Source organism: Nonomuraea sediminis, assembly GCF_018531495.1.
In the GTDB taxonomy this organism is placed as follows: Bacteria; Actinomycetota; Actinomycetes; order Streptosporangiales; family Streptosporangiaceae; genus Nonomuraea; species Nonomuraea sediminis.
In genome coordinates, this window is sequence record NZ_JAHDTI010000016.1 from 179,949 (window position 1) to 195,289 (window position 15,341).

General features: G+C 70.0%; 16 protein-coding genes. 8 read left to right on the forward strand and 8 right to left on the reverse strand.

Going from position 1 to position 15,341, the window contains the following annotated elements; translation table 11 throughout:
- The first annotated feature begins 96 nt into the window (after positions 1-96).
- The 4 genes from KIK09_RS47875 to KIK09_RS47890 all read left to right on the forward strand — a co-directional run bounded on the left by KIK09_RS47875 (position 97) and on the right by KIK09_RS47890 (position 5,105).
- The gene (locus KIK09_RS47875) at positions 97-1,152 is read left to right on the forward strand and encodes a quaternary amine ABC transporter ATP-binding protein (RefSeq protein ID WP_308164736.1); all 1,056 of its coding nucleotides are present in this window, start codon (positions 97-99) and stop codon (positions 1,150-1,152) included.
- Positions 1,149-3,062, forward strand: a complete 1,914-nt coding sequence (locus KIK09_RS47880; protein ID WP_214326234.1) for an ABC transporter permease — start codon at positions 1,149-1,151, stop codon at positions 3,060-3,062. Before KIK09_RS47875 ends, KIK09_RS47880 begins: the two co-directional genes overlap by 4 nt.
- A complete protein-coding gene (locus KIK09_RS47885; RefSeq protein WP_214326235.1) occupies positions 3,059-4,030 on the forward strand; it encodes an ABC transporter substrate-binding protein in 972 nt (323 codons plus the stop codon). Before KIK09_RS47880 ends, KIK09_RS47885 begins: the two co-directional genes overlap by 4 nt.
- Positions 4,031-4,166: 136 nt before the next feature.
- Positions 4,167-5,105 carry an ABC transporter substrate-binding protein gene (locus tag KIK09_RS47890; protein ID WP_214326236.1) on the forward strand — a complete coding sequence of 313 codons (939 nt, stop codon included), beginning with the start codon at positions 4,167-4,169 and terminating at the stop codon, positions 5,103-5,105.
- A gap of 1 nt (position 5,106) precedes the next feature.
- Here the strand turns inward: KIK09_RS47890 and KIK09_RS47895 are convergent, their stop codons facing one another.
- Positions 5,107-5,868 carry a TetR/AcrR family transcriptional regulator gene (locus tag KIK09_RS47895; protein WP_214326237.1) on the reverse strand — a complete coding sequence of 254 codons (762 nt, stop codon included), beginning with the start codon at positions 5,866-5,868 and terminating at the stop codon, positions 5,107-5,109.
- 59 nt (positions 5,869-5,927) lie between these two features.
- Here KIK09_RS47895 and KIK09_RS47900 point away from each other — a divergent pair, with 59 nt between their 5' ends.
- Positions 5,928-6,845 carry an ATP-binding cassette domain-containing protein gene (locus KIK09_RS47900; protein ID WP_214326238.1) on the forward strand — a complete coding sequence of 306 codons (918 nt, stop codon included), beginning with the start codon at positions 5,928-5,930 and terminating at the stop codon, positions 6,843-6,845.
- On the forward strand, positions 6,842-7,618 hold the full coding sequence (locus tag KIK09_RS47905; RefSeq protein WP_214326239.1) for an ABC transporter permease: 777 nt from the start codon (positions 6,842-6,844) through the stop codon (positions 7,616-7,618). Before KIK09_RS47900 ends, KIK09_RS47905 begins: the two co-directional genes overlap by 4 nt.
- Here KIK09_RS47905 and KIK09_RS47910 read toward each other — a convergent pair.
- Together KIK09_RS47910 and KIK09_RS47915 are read right to left on the reverse strand one after the other, a co-directional pair.
- Positions 7,615-7,935, reverse strand: a complete 321-nt coding sequence (locus KIK09_RS47910) for a nuclear transport factor 2 family protein (RefSeq protein WP_214326240.1) — start codon at positions 7,933-7,935, stop codon at positions 7,615-7,617. The genes KIK09_RS47905 and KIK09_RS47910 overlap by 4 nt on opposite strands.
- Positions 7,932-9,344 (reverse strand): MFS transporter, encoded by a 1,413-nt coding sequence (locus KIK09_RS47915; protein ID WP_308164737.1) that lies wholly within the window; start codon positions 9,342-9,344, stop codon positions 7,932-7,934. Before KIK09_RS47915 ends, KIK09_RS47910 begins: the two co-directional genes overlap by 4 nt.
- Before the next feature lie 37 nt (positions 9,345-9,381).
- Here KIK09_RS47915 and KIK09_RS47920 point away from each other — a divergent pair, with 37 nt between their 5' ends.
- A complete protein-coding gene (locus KIK09_RS47920) occupies positions 9,382-10,080 on the forward strand; it encodes a TetR/AcrR family transcriptional regulator (RefSeq protein ID WP_308164738.1) in 699 nt (232 codons plus the stop codon).
- Positions 10,077-10,238: a hypothetical protein gene (locus tag KIK09_RS47925; RefSeq protein ID WP_214326241.1), complete on the forward strand. Its 162-nt coding sequence runs from the start codon at positions 10,077-10,079 to the stop codon at positions 10,236-10,238. Before KIK09_RS47920 ends, KIK09_RS47925 begins: the two co-directional genes overlap by 4 nt.
- Before the next feature lie 83 nt (positions 10,239-10,321).
- On the opposite strand, the gene dapB is transcribed toward KIK09_RS47925, so the two are convergent.
- From dapB to KIK09_RS47950, 5 genes are read right to left on the reverse strand one after another with little or no spacing between them, the layout of a single operon-like run.
- Positions 10,322-11,098: a 4-hydroxy-tetrahydrodipicolinate reductase gene (gene dapB / locus KIK09_RS47930; RefSeq protein WP_214326242.1), complete on the reverse strand. Its 777-nt coding sequence runs from the start codon at positions 11,096-11,098 to the stop codon at positions 10,322-10,324.
- 24 nt (positions 11,099-11,122) lie between these two features.
- Positions 11,123-11,674 carry a GTP-binding protein gene (locus KIK09_RS47935; RefSeq protein ID WP_214326299.1) on the reverse strand — a complete coding sequence of 184 codons (552 nt, stop codon included), beginning with the start codon at positions 11,672-11,674 and terminating at the stop codon, positions 11,123-11,125.
- Positions 11,675-11,681: 7 nt separating this feature from the next.
- Positions 11,682-12,044 (reverse strand): DUF742 domain-containing protein, encoded by a 363-nt coding sequence (locus tag KIK09_RS47940; RefSeq protein WP_175595572.1) that lies wholly within the window; start codon positions 12,042-12,044, stop codon positions 11,682-11,684.
- 27 nt (positions 12,045-12,071) lie between these two features.
- Positions 12,072-12,494 carry a roadblock/LC7 domain-containing protein gene (locus KIK09_RS47945; protein ID WP_214326243.1) on the reverse strand — a complete coding sequence of 141 codons (423 nt, stop codon included), beginning with the start codon at positions 12,492-12,494 and terminating at the stop codon, positions 12,072-12,074.
- Positions 12,495-12,501: 7 nt separating this feature from the next.
- On the reverse strand, positions 12,502-15,141 hold the full coding sequence (locus KIK09_RS47950) for a sensor histidine kinase (protein ID WP_214326244.1): 2,640 nt from the start codon (positions 15,139-15,141) through the stop codon (positions 12,502-12,504).
- Between the last annotated feature and the right edge of the window lie 200 nt (positions 15,142-15,341).

The window sequence follows — 15,341 nt, forward strand, 5'->3', positions numbered from 1 at the left end:
ACACCGAAGAGGCGCCCGGGTCTCACGAGGGTCACGACGTTGAGATTTGCCTTTACCAGGACATAGGTTGAGCCCCGTCAAATCGAGGAGGCGAGGGTGGGGGTTTCTCCCGGCAGTGCGGCCATCACCGTCGAGGGGCTCTGGAAGATCTTCGGCCCCAAGGCGGAAAAGGTGCTGGACTGCGATGACAGGTACCTGGAACCCGCCGCGCTGAGAGAGAAGACCGGTTGCACCGCGGCCGTCAGGGACGTGAGCTTCGAGGTCGAGCCCGGCGAGGTCTTCGTCGTCATGGGGCTGTCGGGAAGCGGTAAGTCCACGCTGGTCCGCTGCCTCACCCGGCTCATCGAGCCGAGCGCCGGCGAGATCAAGATCGGCGACGAGGACGTCGTCCGCGCCTCCCCCGCCCGGTTACGCGAACTGCGCCGCCACCAGGTCAGCATGGTCTTCCAGCACTTCGGCCTGTTGCCGCACCGCCGCGTCGTCGACAACGTGGCCTACGGCCTGGAGATCCAGGGCACGCCCAAGCCCGCCAGGCACGCCAGGGCCCGCGAGATCCTCTCCCTGGTGGGGCTGGACGGCTACGCCGACTCCTACCCCGACCAGCTGTCCGGCGGCATGCAGCAGCGTGTGGGCCTGGCGCGGGCGCTGGCCGTCGACCCCCAGGTGATGCTCTTCGACGAGCCGTTCAGCGCGCTCGACCCGCTGATCCGCCGCGACATGCAGGCCGAGGTGATCCGCCTGCACCGCGAGGTCGGCAAGACCATGGTCTTCATCACCCACGACCTGTCAGAGGCCCTCAAGCTGGGCGAACGCATCGCGATCATGCGGGCGGGCTCGATCGTCCAGCTCGGTACGCCGGAGGAGCTGGTGGGCGCGCCCGCCGACGACTACGTGGCCGACTTCGTGCGCGACGTCCCCCGCAGCCACGTGCTCACGCTGCGCTGGATCTGCCGCGACCCCGAGCCCGACGAGCCGCTCGACGGCCCCGCCCTCCCCGTGACCACGGTCATCAAGGACGCCATCGGCGCCACCTCGCAGTCCTCCCGTCCGATCCGCGTCACCGACGGTGACCGCCTGGTCGGAGTCGTGGACCGGGTGGACATGCTCTCCTTCCTCTCCGGTCAGGACGTGGCGGAAGCCGTACACGCATGAGCACGACAGCCGTCTCGCCCGCCTCCAGGGTCAAGGTCCCCAGGTGGGTGGTTCCCGCGGGGATCGCCGCGCTCTTCGTGGTGACCTACGTGGTCTTCCGCGGCTCGGGAACGCTCCCGCACGACGACGACGCGCCGCAGTTCCAGGCCATCACCGACCTGCGCGAGTGGATCGACGACAACCGGAACTCCAGCCCGGTCTTCCTGTACTTCCTCAACTACATCCGGCTGCTGGTGGGCGGGGTCTTCGACCTGTTCCAGGCCGCGCTGTACGCGCTCGGCTGGCCGGGGCTCATCGGCGTGATGGGCGCGCTCGGCGTGCTGGCGGGCGGCTGGCGGATCGGGCTGCTCGCGGTGGCGGGCGTGGCCTCGTTCGGCGTGCTCGGGCTGTGGGACGCGAGCGTCGACACGCTCGCGCTGATCGCGGCGGCGGTGCTGCTGTCGCTGGCCATCGGCATCCCGCTGGGCGTCTGGGCGGGACTGTCGCCGCGGGCGCGCAGGCTGATCACGCCGGTGCTGGACGTCATGCAGATCATGCCGACGTTCGCCTATCTGGCGCCGCTCGTGCTGTTCTTCTCCATCGGACCGCCCGCGGGGGCGATCACCACGATGATCTACTCGATCCCGCCGGCGATCCGCATCACCGCGCTGGCGATCGAGCAGGTCTCCCCCACCGCGGTCGAGGCCTCCTCCTCGCTCGGCGCGACCCGCCGTCAGACGCTCTTCAAGGTCCACCTGCCGCTGGCCAGGTCCACGATGGCGCTGGCGATCAACCAGACCATCATGATGGCGCTGTCGATGGTGGTCATCGCCAACCTGATCGCCGCGCCAGGGCTGGGCAGCCCCATCATCAAGGGCCTGTCCGAGGCCCAGGTCGGGATCATGCTCCCGGCGGGCATCGCGATCGTCGTGCTGGCCATCGTGCTCGACCGCATGATGATGGCGCCGGCCAAGCGCGATCCGCACGCCGGCGGAGGCCGTGCCCGCCTGATCGGCGCGGGCGTCCTGGCGGTGGCCGGAATCGCGCTCATCCCGGTGCTGCCCGGCGAGTGGCCGGAGGACTGGAGCGTCAACTTCGTCGCCCCGGTCAACGAGGCGGTCCACTGGGTCGAGTTCCACTGGTTCGACGTCACCTCCTTCATCAAGGACACGACGACCTACGTGCTGCTCAACCCGCTGGAAGGGCTGCTCACCTCCGCCCCGTGGTGGCTGGTCGCCGCCGCGGTGCTGCTCCTCGCCTGGCGGGTGAGCGGCGTACGGCCGGCGTTGACGGCCCTGGGCTGCCTGCTCGCCATGGCGTTGCTCGGCACCTGGGAGCACTCCATGCAGACGCTCACCACCGTGACCGTCGCGGTGCTGGCCACCATGGTCATCGGCCTGCTGCTCGGCGTGGCGGCCGCGCGTTCCTCCCGCTTCTCGGCCGTCCAACGGCCGATACTCGACGCCGCCCAGACGGTGCCGTCGTTCGTCTACCTGCTGCCCGCCCTGGCGCTGTTCGGCCCGAGCAGGTTCACCGCGATCCTGGCCTCGGTGATCTACGCCGTGCCGCCGGTGGTCCGCCTGGTCGAGGAGGGGATCCGGGCGGTGCCCGTCAGCGTGGTCGAGGCCGCCTCGTCGGCCGGGTCCACGCCCCGCCAACTGCTGTGGAAGGTCCAGTTGCCGCTCGCCCGCAAGGCGATCCTGCTGGCTGCCAACCAGGGCATCATCATGACCCTGGCCATGGTCGTGGTGGGCGGCATGCTGGGCGCGGGGGCCCTGGGATACGACGTCATCCAGGGCTTCTCCCAGCGACCGGACTTCGGGATGGGCTTCGCCGCGGGCATCGCGACGGTCCTGCTGGGAATCATGCTCGACCGCATCACGCAGGGCGCCGACAGGCGTCCCTCCCCCCAAAAAAGGAAACTCACATGAAATTTCGCCTGGTCGCAGGCTTTCTCGTGCTGGGTATGGCGGCCGCCGGGTGTGGCGGGGCCAAGGTGGACAACAACCCCACCACCGCGGCTCCCAAGGCCGATGCAGGGAGCGCCTCGAGCGCGGGAACGGTCAAGATCGCGATCAACCCCTGGGTGGGGTACTCGGCCAGTGCCAACGTGGTGGCCTACCTGCTGAAGAACGAGCTCCACTACAACGTGGAGATGCCCGAGCTGAAGGAGCAGGTCTCCTGGGAGGGCTTCGAGTCCGGCACCGTCGACGTCGTCATCGAGAACTGGGGCCACGACGACCTCAAGAAGAAGTACATCGACGAGAAGAAGGTCGCCGTCTCCGCGGGCTCGACGGGCAACAAGGGCATCATCGGCTGGTACGTGCCGCAGTGGATGGCCGACAAGTACCCGGACATCACCGACTGGAAGAACCTGAACAAGTACGCCGACATGTTCAAGACCTCCGAGTCCGGTGACAAGGGCCAGCTGCTCGACGGCGACCCCAGCTACGTCACCAACGACGCGGCCCTGGTCAAGAACCTCAAGCTCAACTACAAGGTGGTCACGGGCGGCAGCGAGGCGGCCCTGCTCAAGTCGGCCACGCAGGCCCAGGAGCAGCAGAAGGCGCTGCTGTTCTACTTCTGGACGCCGCACTGGTTCTTCAACAAGGTCAAGCTGGCCAGGGTCAAGCTGCCCGACTACACCGCGGGCTGTGACACGGACCCGAAGAAGGTCGCCTGCGACTACGCCGAGCTGGACCTCGACAAGATCGTGAGCAAGAAGTTCGCCGACACCGGCGGCAAGGCCTACGAGCTGGTCAAGAACTTCAACTGGACCAACGAGGACCAGAACGCCGTCGCCGACGACATCACCAACAACGGCCTGAGCGCTGAGCAAGCCGCCAAGAAGTGGGTCGAGGCCAACACCGCCAAGTGGCAGGCCTGGATCCCCAAGTGACGATCCCCTCTCGGCCGTGACCCCGTGAGCGGGTCACGGCCGGCCCGAGCGAAGGAGCTCGAGAGGAGAGAGCGAGGGCACCAATGCCAACGAGTCTCGAAGCGGTCGCGACCATAGATACGGGCTGAAGATGATGATGCGCGTTAGATCTCTCGCGGTCCCCATGGTGCTGGCCCTGGTGGTGGCCGGCTGCTCCGGCGCGGAGCCCAAGCCCGCCGCCGGATCCAAGGGCACGGTCAACATCGACGTCCACGGCTGGGTGGGTTACGAGGCCCAGGAGGCGGTGATCGCCTACCTGCTCGAGCACGAGCTGGGCTACAAGGTCCAGACCCGCAAGGGCGTGGCCGAGGCCGATTCCTGGCCGGGTTTCGCCAACGGCAAGGTGGACGTCATCGTCGAGAACTGGGGCCACGAAGATCTCAAGAAGGAGTACATCGAGCAGAAGAAGGTCGCGCTCTCCGCCGGTCTCACCGGGAACAAAGGCGTGATCGGATGGTATGTCCCTGAGTGGATGGTCAAGAAATATCCGGATATCACGGACTGGCGAAACCTGAACAAGTACGCGCATCTCTTCAAGACCGCCAAGTCCGGAAATTTCGGCCAGATGCTCGACGGTGACCCGAGCTTCGTCACCAACGACGAAAAGATCATCAGTAACCTCGGCCTGAATTTCAAGGTCGTCTACTCCGGCAGCGAGGACGCTCTGATCAAGGCGGCCGAGGAGGCGACGAAGAACAACAAGCCGCTGCTGATGTATTTCTACGAGCCGCAGTGGCTGTTCACCAAGGTCAACCTCGTCAAGGTGAACCTGCCCTCCTACGCCATCGGGTGCGACAACGACCCGGCGAAGGTGTCCTGCGACTACCCGCCCTACCTGCTCGACAAGATCGTCAGCACGAAGTTCGCCCAGACCGGCGGCAAGGCCTACGACCTGATCCGCAACTTCACCTGGACCAACGACAACCAGAACGCGGTGGCCAGCGACATCGTCAACGGCAAGATGAAGCCGGAAGAGGCCGCCAAGAAGTGGGTCGAGGAGAACAAGATCGTCTGGAAGGACTGGATCCCGCGCTGACCTAGCGGCGGCGCTCGACCAGGACCTCGATGCCGTCCAGGACCCGCTCCAGGCCGAACTCGAAGGCGTGGCCGGCGTTGTAGGCCGCCTGGTGGGTCTCGCCCGCCGCCTGCCCGACGCGGGAGGCCACGGGGAAGCGTGAGGCGTCGGCGATCGCGCCGAGGAAGGGCGCGTGCGCGTCCCACCACTGCTGGTCCGTCATGCCGGTCTGCGACTCGGCCTGCGCCGCCTCGACGGCGCCGCGGGCCGCGCCGTGCACGAACCCGGTGACCAGGGTGAGCACGGCGTCCATCTCCAGGTCCGTCAGCCCGATCCCGTCGATGGCGCTCAGCTCGTACTCGTACTTGGCCGTCACGTTGGGCCCCAGCACCGGGCGGCTGGTGGCCACCTGCAGCAGCCACGGGTGGCGCAGGTACAGCTTCCAGTTCTCCCTGGCGATCTGCTCCAGCCGGTCGCGCCACCCGCCCGGCACGTCGTCGGGCCTGGCGGTCTCGGCATAGACGGTGTCGAGCATGACGTCCAGGAGCTCGGGCTTGCCCGGCACGTAGGTGTACAGCGACATCGTGCCGACGCCCAGCCCCTCGGCGACGCGGCGCATCGACAGCGCCTGCAGCCCTTCGGTGTCGGCCACCTCGATGGCGGCCCGCACGATCCGGTCCACGCTGAGGTCGGGCTTGCCCTTGCGGCTCGTCCGCTCGCTGGTGCGCCAGAGCAGGGCCAGGCTGCGCGCCGGGTCTCCCTTGCCGCTGTACTCGATCGTCACCCTTCGTACGGTACACCGTACGGTTGGCATCTTGAACCGTATGCTGTACGGTACGCCGTATGGCAGCTGTGAGCGCGCAAGCTCTGCGAAAGACGTACGGCAAGAAGACGGCGCTCGACGGCGTGGACCTGGAGGTGGCCGCGGGCACCGTCTTCGGCCTGCTGGGTCCCAACGGCGCGGGTAAGACGACCACCGTCCGCATCCTGACCACGCTCCTGCGCCCCGACGGCGGCCACGCGCGGGTGGCCGGCTTCGACGTCGCGAAGGACCCGAAGAAGGTACGGCAGGCCATCGGCCTCGTGGGCCAGCACGCGGCGGTCGACGAGGTGCTGACCGGGTGGCAGAACCTGGAGCTGTTCGGCCGCCTCTACCACCTGGGGGCCAGGCAGGCCGCGACCAGGGCGGCCGAGCTGCTCGACCAGTTCGGCCTGGAGCACCCGGGCCCGGTCAAGGAGTACTCGGGCGGCATGCGGCGCAGGCTCGACCTGGCGGCCGGGATGATCCTGGCCCCGCCCGTGCTCTTCCTCGACGAGCCGACCACCGGCCTCGACCCGCGCAGCAGGAGCGAGGTGTGGAAGGCGGTGCGCGGCCTGGTCGCGGGCGGCACCACGGTGCTGCTGACCACGCAGTACCTGGAGGAGGCCGACCAGCTCGCCGACCGCGTCGCGGTCATCGACGGCGGGAAGGTGGTGGCCGAGGGCACCCCGGCAGCGCTCAAGGCCGACCTCGGCGGCGACCGCCTCGACCTGGTCGTCCGCGACCCTGACCGGCTTGAGGAGGCGGCGGGGATCATCGGGCGGGCAACAGTCGACCAGGACACGCGGCACGTCAGCGTCCCCGTCACCGACCGGGTCCGAGAACTCGGCGACGCCCTGGCCGCGCTGGCCAAGGCCGGGATCGAGGTCGACGACGTGGCCCTGCGCGGGCCCACCCTGGACGAAGTGTTCCTCTCCCTCACCGAAAGGGGCTCGGCATGACCGCGGTGCTCGACGGCTGGACGGTGGCCAGGCGGGATCTCCTGCACTGGCGCGCCCAGCCGATGACGGTGGTGTTCGGCGTCGTGTTCCCCGTCGTGATCACGCTGGCGTTCGGCTACCTGTTCGGCGGGGCGGTGGCCGTGCCGGACGGGGCCGACTACTTCGCCTTCCTGATGCCCGGCATGTACGGCATGACCATGCTGTTCGGCCTGGGCGCCACGATGGTCGCCGTGGCCACGGACCTCGCGCGGGGCGTGACCGACCGCTTCCGCTCGATCCCGATGGCGCAGTCAGGCGTGCTGATCGGGCGCAGCATCGCCGACCTGCTCAACTCGGTGCTGATCCTGGCCGGGATGCTGGCGTGCGGCCTGGCCGTGGGCTGGCGCCCGGCGAGCATCCCGGGGCTGCTCGCCGGTGCCGGGATCCTGCTGCTGCTCCGCTTCGCTCTGCTGTGGGCGGGGATCTACTTCGGGCTGCTCGCCCGGGATCCGGGTGCGGTGACCGGTGTGCAGATGCTGGAGTTCCCCGTCGGGTTCCTGTCCAACGCCTTCGTCGCCCCGGCCACCATGCCGGGCTGGCTGGGCGCCGTCGCGGAGTGGAACCCGCTGTCGTCCACGGTCGCCGCCGCCAGGCAGCTGTTCGGCAATCCTGGCTGGGGCGGCGATTCGTGGGTGGCGCAGCACGCCGTACTCATGGCGGTCGTCTGGCCGGTCGCTCTGACGGTGGTCTTCTTCGCGCTGTCGGTGCGCCTGTGGCGGCGCCTGGACCGCTAGAAGTAGCCCACCACCCTGCGGATGCGGTCACCGGCGAACTCGACCATGTCGTAGCCGGTGGCCACGTCCCCCAGGTGCCAGGTGAACAGCGCCGTGTCGTGGTGGGCGCCGATCACCTCGCCGAGCCGGAAGCGCAGGTCGCCGAACTTCTCGTGCGCCTTCCCGATGGCCTCCGACAGCGCGGCGTGCCCCTCGATCCCGGCGTAGTCCGGGTCGGAGTACACCGAGTCCTCCGTCATCACCTCCTCAATGGCCGCCTCCCTGCGCGCGGCGTCACGCTCGTTCCAGATCTCCAGGTACTGCTCGACGAGCTTCATGCGTCGACCCTTTCTTTGATGGTTTCAATCTGCGGTTGTGGCTTGAAGGCGAGCGCGATCAGCCCGCCCGCGACGGTGGCCGCCGCGGCGACCCATCCGCTCACACGCAATCCCTCCAGCACCTGTACGGCGTGCGGCTGCCGCCCCAGTCCCGCCGTGGCGACTGCGACCAGTACGGCCAGCCCCATGGCCCCGCCGATCTGCGCCGACGTGGTCGCCAGCCCCGATGCCACCCCCTGCTGCCCGGCGGGCGCCCCCGACCCGGCGGAGGCGTACACGGCCACGAACGCGACCCCGCCGAAGAAGCCCCAGATCACGCTGCCCGGCAGCAGGGCAGGGAACGATCCGCCGATCGACATCCCCGCCACCAGCGCGCCCATCCCGACGCCGGCCCCCGCCATGCCCAGGCTGAGCGTGGCGCGCAGCCCCCACCGGCCGAGCATCGCCGGCGCCGCCTTCAGCGCGGCGACCATGCACACCAGCGTGAGCGGCAGGAACGCCAGCCCCGCCTGGAGCCCGCTGTAGCCGAGCACGGGCTGCAGGTAGGTGGTCAGCACGTAGTACCCGGCGCCCAGGGTGCCCTGGAACACGGCGATCACCGCCATCGTCGTGCCCAGTCCCCGTGCCCGGATCAGCCGCGCGGGCACCAGCGGATCACGGGTACGCCCCTCGACGACCAGCAGGACGGCCAGCAGCATCGCGCCCGCGGCCAGCGAGCCCGCGCCGTGCACCGACCACCAGCCCGCGTCGGGGCCGCCGGCCAGCCCGAGCACCACCAGCACGGAACCGGCCGTGGCCAGCAGCGCTCCGGGCAGGTCGAACCCGCGCACGCCCGTCACGGGCGGCGGATCGGGGGGCAGCAGCCGCGTCGCCGTCAGCGCGGCGCCCAGGGCGAGCGGCACGTTGACGTAGAAGACGCCCTGCCAGCCGACGTAGTGGGTCAGCACACCGCCCAGCAGCGATCCCGCCGCGAGGCCCGCGCTGCCCGCCATGCCCCAGGCACCCATCGCCCGGTTGCGCTCGGGGCCCTCCGCGAACGCACCGAAGATCAAGGCAAGCGTCGCGGGTGAGATCAGCGCCCCGCCGACGCCCTGCACGGCCCGCGCCGCTACCAGCAATCCCGGGCTCGTGGCGAGCCCGCCCGCCAGCGACGCCACGCCGTACAGGGTCAGTCCGAGCATGAACATGCGCCGCGCGCCGAGCCGGTCCACGGCCCGCCCGCCGAGCAGCAGGAGACCGCCGAGCCCGACGGCGTAGGCGCTGACCACCCACTGCACCGAGCGAACCCCGAAGCCCAGCTCGGTGCCGATGTCGGGCAGCGCGACGTAAACGATGTTGTAGTCCAAGGCCACGATCAGCTGGGTGAACGCCAGCAGCGCCAACTTTCCTACACGGTGTTCAATCTTCACACGGCGTACAGTAGCGGAACGCTGTAGACTGTCAAGGGTGAGCGAGCAGACCATGAGCAGGCGGGCCCGGCTCCGCGTGGAGACGACCAGGGAGATCAAGGAGATCGCGCTGCGGCTCATGGCCGAGGGCGGTCCCGACGCCATCACGCTGCGCGCCATCGCGCGGGAGATGGGGATGACCGCGGGCGCCATCTACAGCTACTTCGCCACCAGGGACGACCTGATCACCACGCTGATCACGGACGTCTACACCGCGCTCGTCGACGACGCCGAGGCCGCCCGCGACCGGGTGCCCGAATCCGACCCCGGCGGGCGGGTGCTGGCCTGGGGGCAGGCGGTGCGCACCTGGGCGCTGGCCAATCCGGAAGGGTTCCGGCTGATCTACGGCGATCCGGTGCCGGGATACCAGCCGCCGCCCGGCGGGGCGGCAAGCGAGGCGGAGCATCGCGCGTGCGCCGGGCTCACCGGGCTGGTGGCCGCCGCCTGGCCTCGCGCGTCAGCGCTGCAGGGCGGCGACTACGCCTGGTCGGACTTCGACCCCGCGCTGGTGGGGCAGGTGCAGGCCGAATTCCCCGGGCTGCCGCCGGCCGCGGTGGCGCTGGCGCTGCGGGTGTGGGGGCGCATGCACGGGCTGATCGCGCTGGAGATCTACGGGCACCTCAGCCCGCTGGCCCACGATCCCGAGGCCCTCTACGCCGCCGAAATGCGCGACCTGATCCGCTCCCTGGGGCTTTGACGGAGGCGCCCCTCGCCGAGACCGCGCGATCTCGAGAACCGCAGGCCGAGTCGCAGACCGGCATGACGGACCAGCAGTGGTGGGACGCGCACGCGCCCTTCCTCGGCGCGATCGCCGACGCCTCCCGCGTCGGGCAGGCGGCGGGCGAGACCCACTAGGCGGCCTACAACGCCGGCCACGCCTTCGAGTTCGGCCTGGAGCGGGTCCTGGACGGCATCGAGGTCCTGGTGCGGCGGCGGAACTAATCGCCCTGCAGCAGGAGGGTGTCGAGGCCGCGGACCAGGCCGGTGACGTGCGGGGCCCGCCGTACCGCCAGGAGGGTGCCCGCGACGTAGGGGGCGGCGGTGCTGCCGGCGTCGTGGCGGATGACCAGGCGCTCGTCCGGCAGGCCGAAGACGACCTCCGTGGAGACGCTGAACCCGGGCAGGCGCACCGAGTGGACCTGCGTGGCGCCGATCGTGGCGCCGCGCGCCTCTACGTGACCCGCGGTGGTCTCCACCGGAACCGCGACCTCGGGCGGACGCACCCCGCTCAGGCGCTCGGCCAGTTCGCGGGAGGTGCCGCTCGGCGCGTCGGTCTTGCCGGCCGAGGCGTAGTCGATGATCTCCCAGCTCGGCAGGTACCGGGCCGCGAGCGTGGCGGCAGCCTGCGCCATCGCCGCCGTGAGGGAGAAGTTGCCCGCCGCGATCACGCCGACGGAGGCCTCCTCGGCCTGGGCGCGGATCTCGTCGAAGTCCTCGGCGGACAGCCCCGACGAGCCGATCACCACGTGCACCCCCCGCAGGATCGCGGTCAGCACGTGGTCCTTCACGACCTCGTGCGAGGTGTAGTCGACCAGCACGTCCACCCCGTCGAGCGCCTGGCTGACGGAGGCGTACACGGGCGCGCCCGCGATCCCGCCTCCGGCGGCCGAGCGGGACACGGCGGAGGTCAGGGTCAGATCATCGGCGGCCGCGACGGCCTCCGCGACCGCCCCGCCCGTCCAGCCGGTGGCCCCGGCCACGCATACGCGGATCACGGTTCATCCCTATCAGGTACCGCGCTACTGCGGCACTGTGGCGCGCAGGCGCACCACGTGTTCCACCAGGGAGATCAGCGTGGCCTTGACCGACTCGCGGTCGCGGGCGTCCGTGCGGACGATCGGGACGTGGGGCGACAGGGCCAGTGCCTCGCGGACCTCCACGTCGGAGTGCGGGAACTGCCCGTCCCAGCCGTTGACGCCGATGACGAACGGCAGCTTGGCCTCTTCGAAGTAGTCGATCGCAGGGAAGCTGTCGGCCAGGCGGCGCGTGTCGAGCAGCACCACCGCGCCGATCGCGCCGCGCACCAGGTCGTCCCACATGAACCAGAACCGGTGCTGCCCCGGCGTGCCGAACAGGTACAGGATCAGGTCGCGGTCGAGCGAGAGACGGCCGAAGTCCATGGCCACGGTGGTCGTCTGCTTGTTCGGGGTCAGGCCGAGGTCGTCGATGCCCGCCGAGGCGTCGGTCATGACGGCCTCCGTGGTCAGCGGCAGGATTTCCGAGACCGCGCCCACGAACGTCGTCTTGCCGACACCGAAGCCGCCCGCGACGACGATCTTCGTCGAAGTCAGGCCGGGGCTAGAGCCTGCGTAGTCCACTGAGCACCCTTTCAAGCATGTTGAGGTCTGGCTGGCCCTGGCTGAGGCGCGGCTGGTGCAGGCGGACAAGCCCTTCGTCGGACATGTCCGCCACGAGCACCCGCGCCACTCCGAGGGGGACCCGGAGCAGGGCCGAGATCTCGGCGACGGATCGGAACGTGCGGCAGAGCTGCATGATGGCCTCCTGCTCGGGCGTGAGCAGGGCCATCTCGTCGTCCGGGATCGACATGGACGAGATCAGCGTCTCCATCGCCAGGTGGTAGCGAGGCTCGGAGCGGCCACCGGTAACCGCGTACGGACGGAACAGGGGCTCGTCGTCCCCGGTCCCGTCAGTGCCGTACACGGCCCTCTCCCATCAGTTCCATTGCGTTCACCGCGTCCTGGCTGCCTGGAGCTCCGCGCGGAGGGACGGCGTCAGTGCCTGTCCGGCCCGGTCGACGAGCAGGGTCATCTGGTAGGCGACCAGCCCCATGTCGCAGTCGGGGGCCGCCAGCACGGTCAGCACGGAGCCGTCGCTGATCGCCATCACGAGCAGCAGACCGCGCTGCATCTCGACGACGGTCTGCGTCACGGCGCCACCCTCGAAGACGCGCGAGGCGCCCACGGTCAGGCTGAGCAGACCCGCCGACACGGCGGCGAGCTGGTCGGCGCGGTCCGGCGGGAAGCCCTCCGAGCTGGCCAGGCAGAGCCCGTCCGCCGAGACGCAGACGGCGTGCGCGACTCCCGGCGTGCTCCGCACGAAGTCCGTGATCAGCCAGTCGAACCTGTGCGCTTCATGGCTAAGCGTCGTCACCGCTTGCTCACTCTCGTTCCTCCTGTTCGCGTCTTTCCGCGCGAGCCCGCCGCACTCCCTGCTGGAAGCTGGCCATCCTGTTGCGCACCCGGTCCGCCGACACCGGCGGAGCGGGCGGCCGCTGCCCTTCGTCCTGCTGCTGCGCCTGACCGGCCGTACCTGGGACCAGGTTGGCCTTGGGCGTCCGCTTCGGGAGTCCGGCCGCGGTGATGCCGCCGAGGCTCGGGTCGCTCGCGGCAGCCGCCGCACGCCACCCAGCGTCTGCGGGGGTTCGCCACGTTTCCTCCCCAGAGGGTACGGCCTGCGCGGCGCTGGGCTCATCCCCCCGGGGCGTCTCCTGTACGGCGGGCGTCGCCTGCTCGGCCTGCGGCTTGCGGAACCAGGCCGACTCCACCGCCGCGAAGATCGGCAGGTACTCCTCCTGCTCCTGCTCCATGGGCGAGACGTCGACCGAAGGGGCGGACAGCGGATTGGGCGGCGGCGTTTGGAACGCGCCATTACCAGATTCGGTGCTCGGGTAGGAGGACGTGCTCGGGTACGGAGGGAAGGACCCGCTCGGGAACGAGGGGTGCGAGTGGTAGCCGGGCGGCGGCGACGGGTAGCTCTGCTGCCCGAACGCGCCGCTGTCGGTGTGCGCGTTGAACGAGCCCTGGCGTATGGGACCGGGCCCTGTGCCGTAGGAGTCGTAGCCGGGGAACGGGCGGCGCGCGCCGTTGGACTGGGCGGGGGCGGAGGTCGGGACCGTGCCGCCGCCGAAGGCGGGCCGCTGCGGCAGCGGCTGCTCGGTGCCGTCGGGGATGAGCGAGGGCGGCAGCAGCACCATCGCGATGAGGCCGGCGCCGTCGCCCTTGCGCAGCTGGACCCGGATGCCGTGGCGCAGCGCCAGGCGGCCGACCACGAACAGGCCCATGCGGCGTGACACGGACACGTCCACGACGGGCGGCTCGGCCAGGCGCCGGTTGGCCTCGGCCAGCTCCTCCTCGGTCATGCTGATGCCCAAGTCGCTCACCGACACCAGCGCGCCGCCGCCCTCGATGAGGCTGCTCGAGACCGTGACCTGGGTGTTGCTCGGCGAGAACTGGATGGCGTTCTCCACCAGCTCGGCCACCAGGTGGACCAGGTCGTTGGCCGCGCTGCCGAGCACGGAGGTGGCCCGGTGCACCTTGACCTGGACGCGCTCGTAGCCCTCGACCTCCGACAGGGCGGCGCGGACCACGTCGACCAGCTTGGCCGGCTGGCTCCGCCGGCGGGTGGGCTCGTGACCGGCCAGGACCAGCAGGTTCTCGGAGTTGCGGCGCATGCGGGTGGCCAGGTGGTCGAGCTTGAACAGGTCGGCCAGCCGGCCACCGTCCTGCTCGCCCTTCTCCAGGCCGTCGATCAGCGAGATCTGCCGCTCCACCAGGGTCTGGGTACGCCGCGACAGGTTGACGAACATGGAGCTGATGTTGCTGCGGAGGTCAGCCTCCTCGCCCGCCAGCCGTACGGCCTGGCGGTGCACCTGGTCGAAGGCCTTGGCGACCTCGCCGATCTCGTCGTTGCCCTCGACGTCGATCGGGTGGATGTCGGGCGCGGCGTCGCCGGAGACGCGCAGCTTGCGCACCACGTCGGGCAGGCGGAAACCGGCGACCTCGAGCGCCTCGGTGCGCAGGCGGCGCAGCGGCGTGACCATCGAGCGCGCGATCGCGACCGTCAGCAACAGGACGAGCAGCAGCAGCGCCAGGATGGCGATTCCGCCGATGATGGCGTTGCGGGTCTCGGAGTTGCGCAGTTCCTGGCCGCGCAGCGCGACCCGGTCCTTGAGCGTCTTCTCGACCGAGGCCATCATGCCGATGGTCGCGGTGTTGTCGTTGAACCACTGCTGCGGCTCGGTGATCAGGTCGTCGCGCAGCCGCGCGCCCGGCGCCTTGCCGCTGACCAGCGTGACCGCGCGGGACTTGGTCAGCGCGGTCCGGTAGTACTCCTCCTTGTTCAGCGCCTGCTGAGTGAGGCGGCCGAACTCGGGGCCCGCCTCGGCGCCGACGCTGGCGATCTCGGAGTTCTCGCGGGCGCTGGAGGCGATGAAGTTCTCGACGTCGTGGGCGTCGACGGCGTTGGAGTTGTAGGTGGACACGATCAGCTGCACGCGCTGCCGCGACACCTCCTCCTTCGCGCCGGCCAGCGCGTTCAGCGCGCGGAACTGGCCGACGATCTGGGCGTCGTCGCTCAGCAGGCTCAGCTCGTCATGGACGCGCAGCAGCGAGTCGATCGGGCCCTCGTAACGGCTGGGGTCCTTCTGACCCTGCGTGCGGACCTTGCCGAGGCCGCTGAGGTCGTAGCGGGCGAGCTTGACGGCGTCGAGCACGCGCTGGCCGTAGGCCTCGTCCATCGACGCCAGGTCGCCCTGGACCGTTCTCACCAGCGCGTCCACGGCGGACTTGCGCTGGTTGTAGAGCGGCGTGAGCTTCTTGCGCACCGACGGTGCGGCGCCGATCCAGCCCGCGGTGTCCCGCTCCAGCCCGATCGCCTGGACCAGGTCGCGGATGTCGGCCGCCTGCAGGGCCGCGGAGGCCACCCTGTCGTAGTCGCCGATGCTCTGGACGGAGGCCACCACGCGCGCGCCGCCGAGCACGACGCCGACGATCGTGGGGACCAGGATCAGGGCGGTCAACCGCCATCTCACACGCCAGTTACGCAGGCTCAGGCGGGGCAGTGACCGCTTCCCGCGGTCCCGCCTCGCGGCATGGCCGCTGTCGGAAGTCCCCGTCGTCACTGCTTCGCTACCCCTCAATATCATCCCGTTCACCAACGGGCCACAAAACCGTCCACAAGGTATCCGCAGCAACTGACTTACCAGGTCAAATCGGACAC